The following is an 18813-nucleotide window of genomic DNA, read 5'->3' as shown; positions in this document are numbered from 1 at the left end:
GCGTCACTCCTGCGGCGCAGCGGCCGCGGGCCTCTGTCCGGGGAAGACGTCATCGATCTCGCCCTCGCTCCATCCCTGACGCGAGACCTGCTGCAGCTTGTCGGTCACCGGTTTACGGGTGGCCTGGAACAGGGCCAGCCCTTCCTTCACGGAGTCCGCCCGCACCAGGGCGTCGGCGAGCGCTCCGGCATCCTCGACGGCCGAGTTCGCGCCCTGGCCCTGGTGGTGCAGCATCGAGTGAGCCGCGTCGCCCACGAGGACGACGGAGTCGGAGTGCCAGGTGTCGACCGGGTCGATGTCGTAGACGGCGCGAATGTTCACGGTGTCCATGTCGAGGTTGCGCGTGATGTTCACGAGGCGCTCGTCGAAGCCCTCCACCGTCGCCAGGACGTCGTCCTTCGTGACCTGCGGTACCCAGGTGCCGTCCGGGCACAGGGCGGTGATGTCGAACGACACCTGATTGCGGTGGCGCAGCGGCAGCAGATAGATCTTCGTGCCCCTGCCGATGTACATCCGGAGGTTGTCGTCGGCGACCATCCCGTAGGCGTCGTCGACGGAGATGACCGCGCGGTAGGCGTGCTCACCGGAGAACACCGGGTCCTTGTCGCTGAACAGCTGCTGACGCACCACCGACTTGATGCCGTCGGCACCGATGACCAGGTCGGCCTCGACGGTCTCGCCGTTGGCGAAGGTGAGGACGGCACTGTCGCCCATGTCCTGGATGGTCTCCAGCTTGTGACCGAGGTGGACCATGCCCTCGGGGAGCACGCCCAGGAGAGCGTCGATGAAGTCCCCGCGGTGGATCAGGTGGGTGTGGGTCTGCTCGCCGGATGCCGGCCACGCCTCTTTCATGATCGGGCCACCGGTGGGCGTGAGGATTTCGAAGTACTCGCTCGGCGAGCTCACCTTCGCGATCGCGTCGTAGATCCCCCACTGGCGGAACCGGTTCATGGTGGAGGGACGCAGACCGATGCCGGCGCCGGCCTCCCGGATCTGGTTCGCCTGCTCGTAGACGTTGACATCCGCACCGAGCAGGCTCAGGGCTTTGGCCGCCGCAGCGCCGCCGTACCCCGCGCCGACGATGGCGATCTTCAGGTTCTTCAGGTCTGAGAGCTGCATGGTGGTTCTCTCTACTTCTGGATGGTCAGGAAGTCAGCGGGGTTGTCGACGAAGATCGTCTTGATCGCGGCCTCGTCGAGACCGGCAGCGCGGAGGTCCGGGATGAGGTCCTCGAAGATGTAGTTGACGGTGTGGCCCTTCACGCCCGGCCAGCCCAGCGGGCTGCAGTTGGCGTCGGCGGAGGCGAGGACCTGCTTCAGCCGGCCGTCGCCGATGAACCGGAGGAAGTGGTCCAGCCGTTCCTGGCGGGGGCGGGCCCAGAACGGTGGGTCCGGCAGCTCGGTCTCGTAGCCGAAGGTGTCGAAGCCGATGCGACCGCCCTGCTCGGCGATCCAGACATCGCGCGTCTTGTCGGCGTTCACGCCATCGTCGACGTGCCCGAACAGGACACGGTCCAGGGGAAGGCCCTCTTCGCCGAAGATCGCGATCGCGTTCTCGGCGTCGATCGCGAGGTGGGTCAGGATCGGCGCGCCCGTGGTGAGCGAAGCGCGGGCCGCGGCGCGATAGATGCGCTTGTCCAGGTCCGTCATACGGCCGCCGCGGCTCACCCCGACCTTGATGACACCGGCGAGGCTGCCGGTGTTGCCGATGCCGACGGTGATCTCGTGGACGAACTGCTGGGTGAGGTAGTCCACATCGGCCCGGGCGAAGTGCCGCAGGGCGGTGTCGCCGCCGACGAAGCCGGTGCAGGCGACGATGTGGACGCCGGTCTTCGCAGACAGCGACCTGTAGTAGTCGACGTCACGGCCGTTGCAGATCCCGGTCGCGTCGACGAAGGTGCCGCCGCCGTACTCGTGGAACGTGCGCAGCTTCGGGACGGTCTCCTCGTACCGCTGCTCGGGGTTCTTCCACCACTTCGTGTCCAGCTCGGAGCCGGGCATGCCGTAGCCAATGTGCTCGTGGACGGCCACGAGACCCAGCTCCTCGGCCGGGACCGGCCCCAGAACGGTGTTCACTCTCGACACAACACTCACCTTTGAAGAAAGAGACTTGATGGTCGTTCGCGCCGGCGCTCAGCGCACCGACAGCAGGTCGCGCGGGTTTTCTACGAGAATCCGCCGCGTGTCCTCGTCGCTGAGACCCTGTGCCTTCAGGAGCGGGACGAAAGTGGTCAGGACGTAGCTGTAAGGGAGGTCGTTGCCGGGGTGGCCCTTCGCCACCCCCGTCGCGTTGCTCGAGAGCAGGATGCGGTTGCCGAATCCGGCCCGCACGAGGTCGGCGACCAGGGCGGCGCGCTCGGCATCGGTGATGTGGGCCGTGTCCTCCACGCCGACGTGGTCCAGTGCGGCGTAGGCGCCGCGGCGGGTGATCTCGAGGGGCGCGCCGGTGGCGACGGCTTCCTTGCGGTCGAGTCCGCCGACGACGACGCGGTCGGCCGGCAGCTTCTCGTCCAGGACGACATCGAGGTCGTGGACGGCGTCGCTCCCGTAGCGGATGGAGACCGCGACGCCGGTGCCCAGGGCGGTCCGGGCCGCGCCGCGGAACAAGCTCTCGTCGGTCGCGGTCATGCCCTCAAGGGTTGCGACGGTGGCCACCAGGCCGGCGGCTCCTCGTCGCTCCACGCGGGGGACCACCATGCCCTCGGCGACCTCCTTGGTGAAGAGGTCGGCGAACTTCTCGGCCGGCCACGGCGCCGGCGGGTTGGTCTGCGGCGTGAGGAAGTAGCCGCCGAGCAGCTCCTCCGGGCCCTGCCCCGTCGAGGCGACGATGTGCACGCCGGTCGTGCGGGAGAGGGTCTCGTACAGCCGGACATCCCGGCCGTGGAACATGCCGGTGCTGTCGACGATCGTGCCGCCGCCGTGGGCGCGGAAGTCCTTCAGCTTGACGGCGAGGGTCTCGAAGATCTCCGCGCGGTCGATGGTGATGTCGAAGGCGTACTCCGCGCCCGGCACCACCGACAGCAGTGCCTCGTGGACCGAGACGACGCCCAGTTCCTCGGTCGGCACCGGGCCCAGGACGGTGTTCACGGTGTTGCTCTTGACGCTCATGCCTGCCCTCACATGTCCGGGTCGGGTGCACCGCACCCTGTGGCTGCAGTCACAGTAGCCATTCGATTTACACAGTGTCAATGAAATGAACACCAAGAAAAAACAATGGACGGACGGTGCAGTGGGCATTCAGAACCGGCCGCTCGACGGCAGGTGCCGTGGAAGGGAAGCATGAACGGCAAGCATGAACGGCGTGCATATTTCGGCATGTGAATCATTCATTTGTTGGATGTGACGCCAGCCACTTCACTGAAGGACATGACCACCCCACCTACCTCCGACATCGACCTTTTCGCCGACGGGGTCGTGCTCGACCCCTACCCCGTGTACGCCGAACTGCGGGAGCAGGGCCCCGTCGTCCGCCTCCGGAAGAACGATGTCCATGTGCTGACGCGGTACGACGCCATCCGTGACGCACTCGCGGACTGGGAGTCGTTCTCCTCGGCCTCGATCGGGTTCAACCCGATGACCAACGAGGCACTCGCCGGCACCTCGCTCGCGTCCGATCCGCCGATGCACACCCAACTGCGCGCCACGCTCACCGAGAACCTCTCGCCGCGTGCGCTGCGCGGTCTGAAGGGGCGAATCGAGGTGAAGGCGGACGCTCTCGTCGCGGAGCTTGTCGAGAAGGGCACCTTCGAGGCGATCGACGCCCTTGCTCGCGCATTCCCGCTGGAGGTCGTCGCGGATCTGATCGGCTTCACGGGCCACGTGCGCGACAACATGTTGCGCTGGGGCCAGGCCGCCATGCAGGTCATCGGTCCGATGAACCAGCGCACGGCCGAGAGCTTCCCGATCGCCGGCGAGCTCTACAGCTGGTGCTCCCAGGTCAGGGCCACCGACCTGACCGAAGGGTCCGTGGGCCGTGGCATCTTTGACGCCGAGGCACGGGGGACCGTTCCGCCGAACACGGCCGGCCACATCATCCACCAGTACCTCGGGGCCGGCGTCGACACCACCGTGGCAGCGATCGGCAACATCGTCGCCCTCTTCGGCTCGCACCCCGACCAGCTCGACCTGATCCGCCAGGACCCGTCGCTGGTGCCGGCGGCATTCAACGAGGTGCTGCGCTTCTGGGCTCCCGTCCACGCCTGGGGCCGGCGCACCACCAAGGACGTCGACATCGACGGGGCCGTCATCCCCGCGGGTGCGCAGGTCGCGATCCTGTTCGGCGCCGGCAACCGCGACCCCCGGCACTACGAGAATCCCGATGCCTTCCTCGTCGAGCGCAATCCGATCGACCATCTCTCGTTCGGCTACGGCCCCCACGGCTGCGCGGGCCAGGGGCTCGCCCGCCTGGAGGCGCACGCTGTGATCGAAGCGCTTTCCCGGCGCGTGAAGCGCCTCGTCGTCGGACCCGAGGTCCGTGTTCCCAGCAACATCACCCGGAGCATCGAGGAGCTCCCCGTCCTGGAAGTGATTCCCGCATGAAGATCGTTCTTGACCGCCCCCGCTGTGAGGGTCACGGCCTGTGCGAGGAGGCCGCCCCGCAGCTCATGCACCTCGACGACGACGGCGAGCTCGTGCTCGACAGAGAGCAGGTCGACGAAGCCGACGCCGCCCTGGTGAACGCCGCCGTCCGCGTGTGTCCGGTCGCAGCGCTGAGGATCGTATGAGCGGCGCCGCGTTGGACCGCGTCGTTGTCGTCGGCAACGGGATTGCCGGACTCACCGCGGCCGATACGCTCCGCGAGGCCGGCTTCGACGGCGAGTTGACCATCGTCGGCGACGAACCGCACCCGGCGTACAGCCGCCCGGCCCTCTCGAAGGCGCTCCTGCTCGACGGCGACGACATGGCGTCGTACGCGCTTGCGCCGACCAGCCACGGGGCGACGGAACTTCTGGGCGTACGTGCGACCGGACTCCACCTCGATCGTCGGCTCGTCACTCTCGACGACGGTACGGCTCTGCCGTACGACCGCGTCGTCCTTGCCACGGGCTCCCGTGCGCGACGGCTGTCCGGCCTCCCCGAGGAGCTCACCCTGCGCGGACTCGATGACGCGCTGTCCCTGCGAAGCCGGTTGGCGGGCCGGCCGTCGGTCATCGTGGTCGGCGGAGGCCCGCTCGGCATGGAGATCGCCTCGGGGTGCCTGGCCGCCGGATCCCGGGTCACCCTCGTCTCCCAAGGAGTGCCACTGATCGTCCAGCTCGGTTCGTACCTCGCCGGCGTCTTCGTCAAGGCTGCGCTGGAGCGGGGGCTCACCATCGTCGAGACCGGGTCGGCACGGCTCGAACGGCGTGAGGGAAGCGCCCGGGTCGTACTGGACGATGGCGCGGTCCTGGAGGCGGAGATTCTCATGACCGCCGTCGGCGACGTCCCCAACACGGAATGGCTCGCGGACACAGGACTTGCGGCGAAGGGTGCCGTCCCGGTCGACTCGCGTGGGCTTGTCCGCCCCGACGTCGCGGCCGTCGGAGACCTCGCAGCCTTCCCCACTCCGTACGGACTGCGCCGCATCCCCCTGTGGAGCAGTGCGATCGAGCAGGCGAAGGTCGCCGCAAGGGCGCTTGTCCGCGGCGACGATGCGCCGCCGCTCCGGTTTCAGCCGTACTTCTGGACCGAGCAGTTCGGACTGAGCCTCAAGGCGGTGGGCCATCTGCCGCTGGAAGGGGAACCGGCATACGTCGAAGGAGGGCCCGGTGGCGGGCCGGCCTTGATGCGCTGGTCGCACGATCACGGCACCGGTGTGGTCGCGGCCCTCAACTACCGGATACCGATTCCCCGGCTGCGTCGTATGACCCGGGCAGCTGCGTAAGGTTCGCTCCATGGTCGACGACGAAGAGGGCACCACGGGTTCGGGGCTGGATCGACTGGCATCGGTCGACCTCAACCTGTTGGTGCCCCTCCTCGCGCTCCTCGAGGAGCGTTCGGTGACCAAGGCGGCGGAGCGAGTCGGTCTGTCACAGCCGGCGATGAGCCACGCCCTCACGAGAATGCGGCGTCTGCTGGGTGACGACCTCGTCGTCCGACAAGGGACCGGCGTCACGCCGACCCCGCGCGCGCTGGAACTGATCGCGCCGCTGCGCAGTGCCCTGCAACAGACGGCACGCATCGTGAACTTCCCCCACTTCGACCCCGCCGCGGATCGGCGCGTCATCACGATCGCCATGACGAACAGCACGGCGTTCGTCGTCGGCCCTCAACTGACGCGGCTCATTGCCGAGCGTGCTCCTCATGCCACGTTGCGTCTGCGTACGATCACAGTGCCGACCGAGGCCACCTTCACCGACAAGGGCGTCGACGTCGTGCTGCTCTCCGAGGGGCACTTCTCGCCGTACCCGCGCGAGCGGCTGTACAACGACCGCTGTGTGGTGGTGGCCTCACCGGACACGCCGCCGGAAGCGAGCGCGCTCGACCTCCTGACCACACAGCCGCACATCGTCGTCGACACCGATCGTCGGGTCTTCCCGTATTCGGTGCTGGAGGAAGCGGGTGTCACCTACCGCATCGGCCAGTTGATCTCCGACTTCCTGCTGGTACCTTTCCTGGTCGCACGCGCGGGCGGCGTCGCACTCCTTCGCTACCAGGTCGCCGCCGCCATGCGGACGCTCACCGACCTGCGGATCGAGGAGTTCCCGTTCCCGATTCCCGGGCTCGGGATCGACATGGTCTGGAATCCCCGACTGGCCGATCAGTACTTCACCGAATGGCTTCGGGCGCTGCTGCTCGATGTCGCAACGCATCTCTGACGCCGGCTACGAGGCGAATCGACCACGCGTCGATGTTCCCGAACCGCTTGAACAGCGCGGCCCGCTCTCCGTCGCGCGGCCGGTCCCGCGGGCGTGGTCAGGCCAGGAGCCGTACCCAACTGGCACTGAGCTCATCGAGCATCTGGTCACGCGTGATCTTCCAGTCGGCACGGTCCCAGTTCTGGGCGACGAAATCGAGCTGGGCCATCGCCAGAACGCCCCGGAAGCGGCGCTGATGGGGCGCGAGGCGCCCAGCCGTCGCCAGTCCTTCCTCGATGTCGCTGATGGCCTCCTCCATCCATCGCTCGACCAGGTCGGTGAGTTCCGGATCGACCGCCGCGGCGTCACGGCCGACGCGGATGATGGGCCGGATGGCCGGCCAGCTGTCGGCGGTTCGCCGAAGCCACGCCGTGATCGCCTCCGGCGTCCCGTCGGCGACCGTGGCGACGAGGTCCTGCGCCGTGGAGCCGTGCTCGGGAGAGCCGACGCGCTGCAACGCCTCGTTGAGCTGCTCGTCGATGAGTGCCTTCATCAGCTCGCTGCGGGAGGAGAAGTACGCGTAGAAGGTCACTCGCGTGGTGCCCACCGCAGTCGCGATGTCGTCGACCGTGGTGGCGGCGTACCCCTTCGTCTTGAACAGTTCAAGTCCTGACTCCAGCAGCAGACGGCGCGTCATCTGCTTCTGCGCCTCACGAAGGTTCGCCATGACCGGATCCTAACGCGCCACTGTACGTCGAGCGCACATACCGGCTTCGCGCTTTACGCGTTGACCTGAGCCCGGACACACCGTAAACCAGCGTGTCACCGTTCACGCGCTTCCCGGTGTCGCGGATCAGGTACCGGTCCAGTCGCGGTACCGCCATGGCCTCGTTCGGGAGACGACCGGTGAGGGCCGGCGCCCGTCAAGGGGCGGAACCATGAATGACGTCGGCGCGCGTCCGTCGCTTGGTGTCGGTGGCTCGCGGGAGCAGGTCGACGGAGAGCCGTTCCCGTAGCTGCGCGACCGTGACGCCGTACGTGGCGGACACCGGCCGGCGCGCCGTTGAACCGGCCGAACGGTGTCCGCACCGCCGTGTACGGGAAGGCGTCGCTCACCGGGCGATGCCTTCCGCGACCGCGGTGGCCTCCGCACCCTTGACGTCCGTCTGCGCGAGCGCCCCCTCGGTATTCGCCGTCTGCGCGAGCGCCCCCTCGGTATCCGTCTCGCCGAGCCGGGCCGAGGACAGCGGGATCGGGGTGAACATCGCGGGTTCCTCGTCCGGGGCCAGCGCCGTGGGGCCGTACACCCAATCGGTGAAGCCGTAGTCGTGAGCGTCCCGCCCACGCATGATCGCGTTGCGCTGCAGCCGCTGCTCGCCGTCCAGGTGCCACAGGTCGCCCCACGCACGGGCGGTGGACTGCACCCGGCGGCAGTGCTCGACGCGGACCGCCTCGTAGGAGGCGAGTACCGCGTCCCAGTCCGGTGCTCCGGCGCTCCCGGTGGACTGGCGGGCGACGTGCCGGGCGAAGACCCAGCCGTCCTCGATCGCCATGATCGCGCCCTGCGCCATGTACTGCAACGGCGGGTGGGCGGCGTCACCGAGCAAGGCGATCCGGCCGTGCACCCACGTCTCGATCGGGTCCCGGTCGAGCATCTGCCACCAACGGTCCCGCCACATCAGCGGGATACCCTTGCGCACGGTGTCGCAGGTCGCCGCGAAGGCCGCGTCCAACTCGTCCGGCGTACCCCAGTCGTCCTTCCCGGCCAGCGCCTTCGGCGACTCGAACACGGCAACCTGGTTGAACATGTCGCCGCCCCGCAGGGCGTACTGCACGAAGTGGCAGCGCGGGCCGACGTACACGGTGACGTCCTTCTCCGCGATGCCGTTGTCGCGCACCTTGTCGATCGGGACGGCCGCGCGGTAGGCGACGTAGTCGGAGCTGACCACGTCGTCGCCGACCAGTTTGCGCCGGGCCACCGAGTGCAGGCCGTCGGCGGCGATGATCAACGGCGCCTCCTCGGTCCGGCCGTTCTCCAGGCGGATCCGGGCGCCACCGTCGGTGTGCTCGTAGTCGATGACCGTCCGGTCCGTCAGCAGCTCCACACCGGCCCGCCGACAGGCGCGCAGAAAGATGCCGTGCAGGTCGCTGCGGTGGATCACCATGTACGGGAAGCCGTAGCGCCGCTCCACGTCCCGCAGGTCGAGCCGGGTCAGCTCCCGGGCGTCGAGGACGTCGCGCATCACCATGTTCTCCGGGAGTACGCCCAGCTCCTTGGCCTCGTCGAGCAGGCCGTACTCGTCGAGGATGCGGGTGCAGTTGGGCGCGATCTGGATGCCGGCGCCGACCTCGCCGAACTCCGGGGCCCGTTCGAGGACGCGCACGCGCAGCCCCTGCCGCGCGAGGGCGAACGCGGAGCTGAGGCCACCGATGCCTCCTCCAACGATGATCACGTCGGGTTTGTCGCTGGTGGGCGGGGTCGCAGGGTTCATCTTCTTTTCCTCGAATGGCAGAGAGACGTCGAGTGGCAGGGCTTGTGAGACCCGGGCATCGGGACCGGCCGATGGAGTCCGGGCGGCCGGCCCCGATGCGGTCCCAGCGGTCCCAGCGGTCGGAGCCGGCAAACCGGGGTCGGAGCCGGCGAGCCGGGGTCAGAGCCAGCGAGCCAGGGCGGGAACGGGCCCGCCGCCGGGAGCTGTGAGGGTGTGTTCGCGCCCGGTGAGACAGGCCGTGATCTCGTGGAGGGGGCCGGCGAGCACGGTCGGCCCGCCCTCCCCGGGCAGCTTCCAGGAAGCGCCCGTGTCGGTCGCCTCCAGGTGCAGCGCCGGGCCGGATTCCTGGGCGCGCTTGCCCACGACGTCGTCGCAGAGCGCGGCGAGGAAGCCGGTGGGCAGGTCGGCGAAGGTCAGGCCGGTGCCCAGGTCGATCGCGTGGACGCACACCTCGCGGGAGCGCATCCAGGGCAGTTCGGTGGCGGGCACGGTGCGGCCCTGTGCCGTCACGACCGGGGACTGCCATTGCTCGTCGCCGAGCGAGGCCGTCGACGCGGCCAGCTCCTCCGCGGAACGGCGCAGCCACGCGGTCAGTTCGGCGGCCGGCATCCCGGCGCCCCGTTCTATACCGGCGGCGCGTTCCTCGGGAGAGGAGTACATCGGTGTCGGCTCGCCGGTGGCGGCCCAGTGGACGAGGTTGCCCAGGGCGTCGGCGTTGGCAGCGACGTGCGCGACCAGGTGCTTGCGGGTCCAGCCGGGCAACGTGCTCGGCGCGTCCAGCCCGGCTTCACCGAGGTCCGCGGCTTGGACGAACAGGGTGGTGCCGAGCTGTGCCCAGCGGCGAGCGTCCTCGAACGTGCGGGACATCAGGCGGACTTCTCCTCGACGACACGGTTCTCCAGGCGGCCGATGCCGTCGATCTCGGCGACGACCGTCTCGCCCCCCACCAGATAGCGCCCCGGCTTATGGGCGTGCCCGACACCGCCCGGGGTGCCGGTGGCGATGATGTCGCCCGGGTTCAGGCGCACGATCGTCGAGACGTACTCCACCAGGTGCACCGGATCGAAGAGCAGGTCGGCCGTGGAGTCGGACTGCATGACCTCACCGTCCACGGTCAGCCGGATGTCGAGAGCGGGGCGTACGCCGCCGGGCAGCTCGTCGGGGGTGACCAGGTAGGGGCCGACCGGGGTGCTGGAGTCCCACGTCTTGCCCTGCAGCCACTCACGGGTGCGGAACTGCCAGTCCCGGCAGGTGATGTCGTTCAGGACGGTGAATCCGGCGATCGCCTGCTCGGCCTCCTCGCCCCGGGCGCGGCGCACGCGCTTGCCGACGACCACCGCGAGCTCGACCTCCCAGTCGAACTGGCCGGTCTCGTCCGGCCGCAGGATGTCGTCACCGGCGCCGATCAGCGCGTCGGCGAACTTCGCGAACAGGGTGGGGTGTTCGGGCAGGTCTCGGCCCATCTCCTGGATGTGGTTGCGGTAGTTGAGCCCGACGCAGACCACCTTCGAGGGCTGCGGGACCACGGGCGCGTACTCGGCGCCGTCCACGGCGTACGTCTCGGCGTTTTCGGCGGTGGCCGCGGCGGCGCGCTCGGCCCAGTCGTCCTGGCCCAGCAGGGTGCCGACGTCCGGGACGCCGAGATCGACCAGGACGTCGCCGTCGAGCCGGACGGCCTTGGTGGCGCCGCCGGTACGGAGGGTGGCGAGCTTCATCGGGTGGTTCCTTCCACGTGGGTGCGGTCGAGCCGGAGGGCCTCGAAGATCGGGGAGTCACTGAAGCGGAACAGGTCCAGGGCGCCGGAATCGGAGTCGGTGGTGCCGGCTTCGGAGCGCACGGACAGCGGCTGCCAGGACGGGACGACGAACAGATCACCCCGCGTCACGGACCAGGACTTCTCCCCGACGGTGACGGTGCCGGAGCCGTCGAAGACCTGATAGACCGACGAGCCGGTCTCGCGGACCGGCGCGGTCTCGGCGCCGCGCGCGACGCGGTGCATCTCGGCGCGGATGGTGGGCAGCACGTCGGCGCCGGTCGCCGGGTCGGTGAAGCGGACGGCGGCGTGGCCGGGCTCGACGGTGCCGGCGAAGCCCTCCGCCTCCAGGGCGAGCTGGTCGCCGAGGGCGCGATCGGTGTGCTCCCAGCGGTACGCCAACAGGGGCGTGCCGGGGCCTCGTTCGGCGGCCGAGACCGGGCGCAGTCCGGGATGTCCCCACAGGCGCTCGGCCCGTGACCGGTCCGGGGTGATCCGCTCGGCGTCGCTGATCTCGTCGCGGCCGAACTCGAAGAACTGGGTTTCATTGGCGTACTGGAACGGGATGTCGAGGCCGTCGATCCAGGCCATCGGCTCGGTGGTGGCGTTGTGGTGCGCGTGCATGTTCCACCCGGCCTGCGGGAGGAAGTCGCCGCGCCGCATGGCCACCGGGTCGCCGCCGACGACCGTCCAGACGCCTTCGCCCTCGACGACGAACCGGAACGCGTGCTGGGTGTGGCGGTGCTCCGGGGCGTCCTCCCCGGGCATCAGGTACTGGATGGCTGCCCACAGCGTCGGCGTGGCGAACGGCCGGCCGTCCAGCGCGGGGTTGGCCAGCGCGATGGCGCGGCGCTCACCGCCGCGGCCGACCGGGACGAGAGCGCCGGCCTGCGCCGCGAGCGCCCGCAGCTGTGCCCAGCGCCACACGTGCGGGACCGCACGCGAACGTGGGTGCGCCGGCATCAGGTCACCGATCTCGGTCCACAGCGGGACGAGAAGTTCCTGTTCGAAGCCCCGGTACAGCTCCTCCAGTGCCGGGGTGACCTCGGGCCGGCCCGCTGCGGAAACGGCCTGCAGCCGGACGGGGGAGCCCGTAGCGATGTCTTGAGCGAGTGAGGACTGAGTCACGGACTCAGCGTGCGCCGGGTTCGCACACAAGACATGCAGATTCTGGAGAGCAGAACCGAAGGCCCCGCGCAGGTCGGGCCAGAAGGCGTCAACTCGCCGAGGCAACTCGATCCTTACGTTGAGGAAATTTCGCTTAAACGGCGAACATTTCATTGACGCGACGTAAAGCGAGATGTCATTCTCCACGGCACCGCGTCCGACTCCTGCTGTGCCCTTCCCCCCTCCACCTCGAGTACGGCAGCGGCTCGCCACACCTGCCCCTATGGCACAGGCCCGCAGCGCTCGACGAGAAGCCCGTCGGCGTGCCCGGGTCCCGGCGAGAACGGTGAACGACCGCAACGTTCACCCTCTCCTCCTCCTCGCTTCGGCAGTCGGCCGAAGCCCGTCCCGCCCGACGGCGGGGCACTTCACCTTCCCAGCCAGGGAGAAGCAATGACGCTCAACAACGGGACGACGACGTCCCACGGCCCCACCGCGGGGGCGGCCCGGAAGCCGGGCTACGCGGGGACGCTGGCTGCCACCTGCTGTGCGGTGTTCGTGGCGCAGGTGGCCAACGCACTGCCGGCATCCCTCCTCGGACTCTTCCAGGCGGACCTGAACACCCATGGCTCCCAACTGACCTGGATCACCGCGGCGTTCATGATCGCGGTGGTCTGCTTCGAATTCACCTTCGGCGTGCTCGGCGACTTGTTCGGCCGCAAGAAGCTGATCACCGTGGGGGCGGCCCTCGTCGCCGTCGGCAGCACCGTGGCCGCGGTTGCGCCCAACGTGCAGGTCCTCTGGGTCGGTGCCACGCTGAACGGTCTCGGCGCTGGTGCCCTGTTCCCCGGTTCGCTCACCATGCTCGCGTCGGTCACCCGCAACGCCCGGGAACGGGCCCACGCCGTCGCGCTGTGGAGCGGGTTCCTCTCAGCCGGCGCGGCCGTCTCGCCCTTCCTCGGCGGGGCGTTCGCCAAGATCGGCTCCTGGCGCGGCTCCTTCTGGGTGCTTGTGGTGATCGCCGCGGTGAGCGTGGTAATCACCCTTGTGCTGACCTCGGAGTCCAGGTCTCCCGAGGGCCGGAAGCTCGACATACCGGGGCAGATCACCTTCGCCATCGGTCTGATCCTGGTGCTCTACGCCGCTGTCGAGGGTCCCGAGTCGGGCTGGACAACCCTTCCCGTCATCCTGTCCTTCGGCGTCGGCCTCTGCTTCCTCATCGGTTTCGTCGTGGTCGAGCTGGGTGCCAAGTCCCCGATCTTCGACCTGACCCTGTTCAGGAACCGGGCCTTCACGGTGGCGTCCGTCGTCGCCGTCGTCGGCATGCTCGCGTTTCTCGGCGCATGCTTCGCGACGGCCATGTGGCTCGGACCGGTGCAGCACCAGGACCCGCTTCGCGTCGCCGTCCCGTTCCTGCTGCTGCAGGGACCGGCGTTCGTCCTCATACCGATCGTCTCCCGGCTGCTGCACCGGGTCGCCCCGACCTGGCTGCTGACCTCGGGCTTCGTCCTGATGGCCGTCGGCTGCCTCCTGTGCACCCGGCTCGATGTCACCGACCCCGCCCTGACCGCGCTCGTCGGACCCGCCCTGCTGATCGGCGTCGGCTTCGCCCTGTGCGTGAGTTCGGTGACGGCCGTGGCACTGGACAGCGTGCCCCCGCAGTTGGCGGGCATGGCGAGCGCCACGACCAACATGCTCCGCGATCTCGGCTTCGCGCTCGGCCCGGTCGTCGTCACCGCGGTCGCCCTCAGCAACGCGGCAACGGAGTTCACGTCGAAACTGAACGACGCGGACCTGCCGGCGGACCACCTGGGAGCCGCGCGCGGTATCGCCGCGGAGGGAGGACCGATCGCCGTGAACAGCCTGCCGCCCGGCGCTCCGGGATCGGCAGCGCACGACCTCGCCCTCGACGCACTGGGCAGCGGCTTCAGCAACGCCTTCCTCATCTGCGGCATCGCCGCCGCCCTGGCCGCGGTCCTTACCGCCGTCGGCATGTTCGGCGTCCGCCCTCACCGCTCCCCCGCCCAGTCCCCGGCCGAACCCTCCACCACCGAACAGGGCGGCGCCCCGGAACCCGTCGCGAAGTAGCAAGCCCGGCGAGGAGAAGGACAACGCCGTCCACCGCTTCGGAGCGGCGCCCGCCAGGGTCGGACACGCCCCCGGCAGCGCCGCTCTCACGGGTGCGCCGACGCTCGGTGAGCACCGGCGATCACCACGTCCCCCTTGCCGCCCTCCGGTGGGACCGGCCGGCGGGCCTGCTGCCTCCTCTGCCCGGCGCTTTATGCCGGCGACGGCGGCCACCGCACCGATCAGGCGGAGGACTCCGGTCACGGTGACGGCGGAGTGCAGACCGTTGACGGAGGCATGGTCGCTGCGTTGGGCGAGCGCGGCCTTGATCTGGGCCGGCATGCCGCAGGAGACCGGGCCGACGCGCATCGCGACGGCGTCCTCGGCCTCCTCGAGCCCGCGAGCCATGGCCGCAGGGACGCCCGCGCCGCTGAGCTCACCGAACACTGAGGAACCGGCCTCGCCGGCGATCACGGTGACCGGCACGGAGGTGCCGGGGGCACCACTGTCCGGGGCGCCGGGCGATCCGCAGCCGCCCGCTTCCCGATCCCCGACGAGCTCCGGCAGCGGCTCGCGAGAGCCGGGTTCGTTCCCGAGCAGTTGCTGGATGAGCGCGCCGGACGGCTGCGGACGACCGGCTACGGCTGCCCCCGATGGTGGCGAGCGGGTCACCAGGGACCGGAGGGGTGGTGGTTGCTGGTCGCATCGCGGCCGCACGCGGTTCGCTTCAACGGTTCACCGCCATAGGACTCGCCTGTACCCCCCGGCAGAAGAGTTCAACGGTCTCTCTCGTCACCACCCGGTCCACAGCAGGTGGTTGACGAGCAGGGCGACGACGGCCTGTGCGGTCAGCCAGCCGCGCCGGGTGCCGGTCGGCAGCAGGGCGGCGGCAGGCAGCAGCCAGAGGATGAAGGGCTGCCAGATGCGCTCCGTCTCCGCCTTGCTCATCCCGGACAGGTCGGCGGCCAGGAGTGCCAGGAGCGCCATCAGAGTGAGCAGAATCAGCCGTTGGGACGCACAGGTGGTGCCGGTGCGCAGGGCGCGTACGGCTCCGGGGGCGCCGGCCGCGGCTCGACGGAGTCCGGCGACCGTGGCGAGGCCCGCGGCGATCGTGGTGCAGGCGAGATTCGCCCAGACCCAGTAGGAGTACGGGCGGAAGCCGCCGGCCCCTTGGTAGTAGCGCTCGACCAGCAGCCGGTAGCCCTCCCACCAGTTGTAGCCCGCCAGGGTGAAGAGGACCGGGACGACCAGCGCTCCGGCGAGAAAGAGGGGGACGGAGCGGGCGGTACGGGCGAGGACGAGGACGGCCAGGAGCAGAATCGCGATCAGCGTCAGACCGTAACTGAGGTAGCAGGTCAGCCCGAACAGCAGACCGGAGGCGAATGCGGCGGCCATGGGGAGGCGGACCGAACGGGTCGCGGCCAGGGCGAGGAGGGCCACGGACCAGGCGGCGACGGCGGCGAAGTAGGCGTCCGCCGAGGTGCCGGTCCACACCGCGACCGGTGCGAGGACCAGGAACGGGGCGGCGCGGCGTGCGAGGCGCTCGTCGGCCAGGACCCGGAGCGCGATCAGGGCGGCCGGGCCGGCGGAGGCGCCGACCACGATGCACCAGACCCCGGCCCAGGCGCCGCCGCCGAGCCCGATGCGGTCGAGCAGAACGAAGGTGAGCGTGGCGCCCGGTGGGTGCCCGGCGACATGGGTGGGCCAGTTGTCCGGGGAGCCGAGCAGGATGTGGCCATTGAAGCCGCGCAGGGCCGCGCCGATGTTCTGGAAGCGCTCGATTGCCTGCAGATATTCATGCTTGCTGGTGAGCCGTTCGGCGATGCCCCGGCCCCAGCCGTCGATCAGCGCCAGCGAGAAGACCCAGGCGAGCGACGCCGCCCAGGCGGCCGGGAGCAGCGCCCGCCGGCGGATACGGTCGGCCAGCGGCGGCCCGTACGCGACGACGGTGGCTGCCACGACGACGACGGCCGGGGTGCCGGGGCCGGTGTGTGGGTGCCAGGAGGCCAGCAGGGGAGGCCAGTGGACGAAGAGGCTTCCGTCGGCGTCCTGGATCAACCGGCCGACAAGCACGGCGGCGGTGACGAGCAGAACGCCCGCGGCGGCGGCGATCAAGTCGCTGCGGCGGCCGGTGCGGTGACCGGTTTCATCCATGGTGGGGTGTTCTGTGCGGTCCTCGGTCTTCACGCAGGCACGCTATGCACAGCAGGACGGTTACACGTGATGCCACGGGATCGTGTCACCGAACCGTCAGATCTTGCTCCGGCTGCCCGCTCCGGGGTGTGACGTCAGAGATTCGTCAGGAGTCGTACGCCCTGCGGTCAGGCGTCCCGGGCATAGCTTCGGGACATGGGTGACAGCCGTTTCGGAAGAGGCTCCCCCTTCTCATTTCCGGTCATTTCCGGGCTCGGCGGGTCGTGGACCGGCCTTTCGCCGGGCGGCTTCCCTCCGCGCCCGGGTTCTGGCGTAGCCCGGTGCGCGGTGTCCGGTTCACGGCGGTGCTCGGGCTGGTCCTGCTCGCCGGGCTCACCCTGCTGTTCGTGACCGGTCTGCTGTCGTACGCCGCGTACAACCCGGACCTCGCGCCCGTCAACGACAAGACGCCGGACAAGGGCCTGCTGGGGTTCTATCTCTTCGCCTGGCCGACCGGTCCGCACTGGCTGTACCGGCTGACGCAGGGGCTGCATGTCACGGTGGGCATCGCCCTGGTCCCCGTACTGCTGGCGAAGCTCTGGTCGGTGATCCCGAAGCTCTTCGCGCTGCCCCCGGTCCGCTCCGTGGGGCGTGCGCTGGAGCGGGTGTCGCTGCTGCTGCTCGTCGGCGGGGCACTGTTCGAGTTCATCACCGGACTGCTCAACATCCAGCTGGAGTACGTGTTCCCGGGGTCGTTCTCTCCGCTGCACTTCTACGGGGCGTGGGTGTTCTTCGCCGCGTTCCTCGCCCACACCGGGCTGAAGCTGCCGCGGGCCGTCCGGGTGCTGCGGGGCGGCCGGCTGGAGGGCTGCGCGCCCGGCGAGACGGATGAACTGGCCGCGGCCGATACGGGGAAGGCCTGGCGGCTCACCGTCAGCGGGCCCGCCGGAAAGATCCGGCTCAGCCGGGAACAACTGCTGGCCATGGACCAGTACAGCGCGGCGCTGCCGATCGCGTGCGTGGAGGGCTGAGCGATATCGGACCAGTGGTGGCGCGGAGTGCGGCTGAGGGATCTGGCGGCACTCGTGGGGTATCCGGACCGGCCACCGGGGGTGACGGTGGAGTCCGTCCAGCGCAGCGGGGCGTTCCGGAAGGTGGCGCTCCGCGACAACCAGGTGCGCGACCCGCGCGCGCTGCTGGCATTGCAGGTCAACGGCAAGGACCTCTCGCTCGATCACGGATATCCGGCGCGGATCACCGTCCCGGCGGCCCCCGGCGTGCTCAACACCAAATGGGTGGCCCGGCTGACGTTCGAGGCGCTGTGAGCGGGAAGGCGGGAAACCGGGTGAATCCTCGAGTGGTTCTCAGGCGCTGGTACGGGGAAGGGCCGCTGCATCTCCTCCCGCTGGCCGCGACATTCGCCCTCGCCGGCTATGCGGGTGTGCGGCTGCTGGCGGGCGACACGTTCGCGATCACGGTGTGGTTCATCGGCTCCGCGCTCCTGCACGATCTGGTGTTGCTGCCGCTGTACGCGTCGGCGGACCTGGTCCTGCGCCGGGCGCTCGGGCCCCGTACCGGGCTGGTCAACTACGTCCGCGTACCGGCATTCCTCTCCGGCTTGCTCCTGCTGATGTGGTGGCCGCTGATCACCCGGCACGCGGTGCGGTACGAGCCCTACAGCGGGCTGTCCCCCAATGTGTTCCTGGGGAACTGGCTGCTGATCACGGGGTTGCTGTTCGCGGGCTCGGCACTGTTGCTCGCCGTCCGTACCGCCCGGTTGCGGCGCAGGGACACGAAGGGGCGGCCGTCCGCCTCCCACTGATCGACGGGCTGCCATCTGTACGCCTGCGCGTACCGCAGCAGGGCCGGTGTGCCGAGCCGGGCCCAGGGGAACGGTGAGGCGGTCGCGGAGCCGCAGGCGCCGGTGTCGGCGGCCGCTGTGCCGCGTCCGTCGTCCAGCCGGACCTGGAGTTTCTCGTCGATGTCCTGTGGTGCCGTCTCGGCGATGAGCAGACCACCCGGGGCGAGCAGGTTGGCCGTGCGGTGCAGGAGGAGCGGTGGGTTCCCGCCGATGCCGATGTTGCCGTCGAGGAGCAGGGCGGTGCCCCAGCGGCCCTCGCCCGGCAGCGGGTCGAAGACGGAGCGGTGCAGCGCCGCTCCGCCGAGTCGAAGCGTGTGGGCGACGGCGGTCTCGCTGATGTCGATGCCGAGTGCGCGATGGCCGCGGAAGGCGAGCTCGGCGACCAGCCGGCCGGGCCCGCAGCCGATGTCCAGAACGGGGCCTTCGCAGCGGCCCAGTGCCGACAGGTCGGCGGCGTCGGCTTTCGCGCACCAGCGTTCGACGTCCAGGGGCAAGAGCCAGCCGTCGGTACAGCGGAGGAAAAGCGGTCCGTGACCGTTGCGCAGCGCCTCAGCGTACGGATCGGTGCCCCAGGACGTGGTACCGCGGTCGGGGGACGGGGGTGCCGTGACCAGCCTGCTGCGGT

At 69.8% G+C, this 18813-nt stretch carries 17 protein-coding genes and 1 pseudogene; 7 read left to right on the top strand and 11 right to left on the bottom strand.

Annotated features, from left to right (window positions below):
* Positions 1–3: 3 nt before the first annotated feature.
* The 3 genes from OG306_RS30385 to OG306_RS30375 are packed head-to-tail and all read right to left on the bottom strand — an operon-like array spanning position 4 to position 3107.
* Positions 4–1119: an FAD-dependent oxidoreductase gene (locus OG306_RS30385; protein ID WP_266749240.1), complete on the bottom strand. Its 1116-nt coding sequence runs from the start codon at positions 1117–1119 to the stop codon at positions 4–6.
* Positions 1120–1130: 11 nt separating this feature from the next.
* Positions 1131–2084 (bottom strand): phosphotriesterase family protein, encoded by a 954-nt coding sequence (locus OG306_RS30380; protein ID WP_266749238.1) that lies wholly within the window; start codon positions 2082–2084, stop codon positions 1131–1133.
* Between the two features lie 48 nt (positions 2085–2132).
* Positions 2133–3107 (bottom strand): phosphotriesterase, encoded by a 975-nt coding sequence (locus OG306_RS30375; protein ID WP_266749237.1) that lies wholly within the window; start codon positions 3105–3107, stop codon positions 2133–2135.
* A gap of 258 nt (positions 3108–3365) precedes the next feature.
* Here OG306_RS30375 and OG306_RS30370 point away from each other — a divergent pair, with 258 nt between their 5' ends.
* The 4 genes from OG306_RS30370 to OG306_RS30355 are packed head-to-tail and all read left to right on the top strand — an operon-like array spanning position 3366 to position 6796.
* Positions 3366–4538 (top strand): cytochrome P450, encoded by a 1173-nt coding sequence (locus tag OG306_RS30370; RefSeq protein ID WP_266749235.1) that lies wholly within the window; start codon positions 3366–3368, stop codon positions 4536–4538.
* Positions 4535–4723: a ferredoxin gene (locus tag OG306_RS30365; RefSeq protein WP_266749234.1), complete on the top strand. Its 189-nt coding sequence runs from the start codon at positions 4535–4537 to the stop codon at positions 4721–4723. Before OG306_RS30370 ends, OG306_RS30365 begins: the two co-directional genes overlap by 4 nt.
* On the top strand, positions 4720–5862 hold the full coding sequence (locus tag OG306_RS30360) for an NAD(P)/FAD-dependent oxidoreductase (protein ID WP_266749233.1): 1143 nt from the start codon (positions 4720–4722) through the stop codon (positions 5860–5862). The genes OG306_RS30365 and OG306_RS30360 overlap by 4 nt, the downstream gene beginning before the upstream one ends.
* 10 nt (positions 5863–5872) lie before the next feature.
* The gene (locus OG306_RS30355) at positions 5873–6796 is read left to right on the top strand and encodes a LysR family transcriptional regulator (protein ID WP_266749231.1); all 924 of its coding nucleotides are present in this window, start codon (positions 5873–5875) and stop codon (positions 6794–6796) included.
* Positions 6797–6893: 97 nt separating this feature from the next.
* On the opposite strand, the gene OG306_RS30350 is transcribed toward OG306_RS30355, so the two are convergent.
* From OG306_RS30350 to OG306_RS30325, 6 genes are all read right to left on the bottom strand, one after another.
* On the bottom strand, positions 6894–7502 hold the full coding sequence (locus OG306_RS30350) for a TetR/AcrR family transcriptional regulator (RefSeq protein WP_266749230.1): 609 nt from the start codon (positions 7500–7502) through the stop codon (positions 6894–6896).
* Positions 7503–7698: 196 nt separating this feature from the next.
* On the bottom strand, positions 7699–7824 hold the full coding sequence (locus OG306_RS30345) for a hypothetical protein (protein WP_327258670.1): 126 nt from the start codon (positions 7822–7824) through the stop codon (positions 7699–7701).
* Between the two features lie 63 nt (positions 7825–7887).
* Positions 7888–9267: an FAD-dependent oxidoreductase gene (locus tag OG306_RS30340; RefSeq protein WP_266749229.1), complete on the bottom strand. Its 1380-nt coding sequence runs from the start codon at positions 9265–9267 to the stop codon at positions 7888–7890.
* Between the two features lie 159 nt (positions 9268–9426).
* The gene (locus tag OG306_RS30335) at positions 9427–10134 is read right to left on the bottom strand and encodes a maleylpyruvate isomerase family mycothiol-dependent enzyme (RefSeq protein ID WP_266749227.1); all 708 of its coding nucleotides are present in this window, start codon (positions 10132–10134) and stop codon (positions 9427–9429) included.
* Positions 10134–10982, bottom strand: coding sequence for a fumarylacetoacetate hydrolase family protein (locus OG306_RS30330; RefSeq protein WP_266749226.1), 849 nt, complete (start codon positions 10980–10982; stop codon positions 10134–10136). Before OG306_RS30330 ends, OG306_RS30335 begins: the two co-directional genes overlap by 1 nt.
* Positions 10979–12148 (bottom strand): cupin domain-containing protein, encoded by a 1170-nt coding sequence (locus OG306_RS30325; protein WP_266749225.1) that lies wholly within the window; start codon positions 12146–12148, stop codon positions 10979–10981. Before OG306_RS30325 ends, OG306_RS30330 begins: the two co-directional genes overlap by 4 nt.
* Positions 12149–12580: 432 nt before the next feature.
* Here OG306_RS30325 and OG306_RS30320 point away from each other — a divergent pair, with 432 nt between their 5' ends.
* Both OG306_RS30320 and OG306_RS30315 read left to right on the top strand, forming a co-directional pair.
* Positions 12581–14215 carry an MFS transporter gene (locus tag OG306_RS30320; RefSeq protein ID WP_266905190.1) on the top strand — a complete coding sequence of 545 codons (1635 nt, stop codon included), beginning with the start codon at positions 12581–12583 and terminating at the stop codon, positions 14213–14215.
* Positions 14216–14491: 276 nt separating this feature from the next.
* Positions 14492–14644 (top strand): hypothetical protein, encoded by a 153-nt coding sequence (locus tag OG306_RS30315; RefSeq protein WP_266905192.1) that lies wholly within the window; start codon positions 14492–14494, stop codon positions 14642–14644.
* A gap of 342 nt (positions 14645–14986) precedes the next feature.
* Here the strand turns inward: OG306_RS30315 and OG306_RS30310 are convergent, their stop codons facing one another.
* Positions 14987–16381: a hypothetical protein gene (locus OG306_RS30310; protein WP_371665891.1), complete on the bottom strand. Its 1395-nt coding sequence runs from the start codon at positions 16379–16381 to the stop codon at positions 14987–14989.
* A gap of 200 nt (positions 16382–16581) precedes the next feature.
* Here OG306_RS30310 and OG306_RS30305 point away from each other — a divergent pair.
* Positions 16582–17652: pseudogene (locus OG306_RS30305) on the top strand (molybdopterin-dependent oxidoreductase).
* Positions 17653–18001: 349 nt separating this feature from the next.
* On the opposite strand, the gene OG306_RS30300 reads toward OG306_RS30305, so the two are convergent.
* The gene (locus OG306_RS30300; RefSeq protein ID WP_327259636.1) at positions 18002–18802 is read right to left on the bottom strand and encodes a class I SAM-dependent methyltransferase; all 801 of its coding nucleotides are present in this window, start codon (positions 18800–18802) and stop codon (positions 18002–18004) included.
* Positions 18803–18813 lie beyond the last annotated feature (11 nt).

It is taken from the genome of Streptomyces sp. NBC_01241 (assembly GCF_041435435.1).
GTDB lineage: Bacteria > Actinomycetota > Actinomycetes > Streptomycetales > Streptomycetaceae > Streptomyces.
This window is presented reverse-complemented; position numbering and strand designations above follow the sequence as displayed.

Excerpts from the sequence above, each read along its gene's own strand:
- OG306_RS30350 (WP_266749230.1), bottom strand. The coding sequence starts at position 7,502 with ATGGCGAACCTTCGTGAGGCGCAGAAGCAGATGACGCGCCGTCTGCTG.
- OG306_RS30360 (WP_266749233.1), top strand. The coding sequence starts at position 4,720 with ATGAGCGGCGCCGCGTTGGACCGCGTCGTTGTCGTCGGCAACGGGATT.
- OG306_RS30370 (WP_266749235.1), top strand. The coding sequence starts at position 3,366 with ATGACCACCCCACCTACCTCCGACATCGACCTTTTCGCCGACGGGGTC.
- OG306_RS30365 (WP_266749234.1), top strand. The coding sequence starts at position 4,535 with ATGAAGATCGTTCTTGACCGCCCCCGCTGTGAGGGTCACGGCCTGTGC.
- OG306_RS30355 (WP_266749231.1), top strand. The coding sequence starts at position 5,873 with ATGGTCGACGACGAAGAGGGCACCACGGGTTCGGGGCTGGATCGACTG.
- OG306_RS30330 (WP_266749226.1), bottom strand. The coding sequence starts at position 10,982 with ATGAAGCTCGCCACCCTCCGTACCGGCGGCGCCACCAAGGCCGTCCGG.
- OG306_RS30375 (WP_266749237.1), bottom strand. The coding sequence starts at position 3,107 with ATGAGCGTCAAGAGCAACACCGTGAACACCGTCCTGGGCCCGGTGCCG.
- OG306_RS30340 (WP_266749229.1), bottom strand. The coding sequence starts at position 9,267 with ATGAACCCTGCGACCCCGCCCACCAGCGACAAACCCGACGTGATCATC.
- OG306_RS30320 (WP_266905190.1), top strand. The coding sequence starts at position 12,581 with ATGACGCTCAACAACGGGACGACGACGTCCCACGGCCCCACCGCGGGG.
- OG306_RS30385 (WP_266749240.1), bottom strand. The coding sequence starts at position 1,119 with ATGCAGCTCTCAGACCTGAAGAACCTGAAGATCGCCATCGTCGGCGCG.
- OG306_RS30315 (WP_266905192.1), top strand. The coding sequence starts at position 14,492 with ATGGTCGCTGCGTTGGGCGAGCGCGGCCTTGATCTGGGCCGGCATGCC.
- OG306_RS30335 (WP_266749227.1), bottom strand. The coding sequence starts at position 10,134 with ATGTCCCGCACGTTCGAGGACGCTCGCCGCTGGGCACAGCTCGGCACC.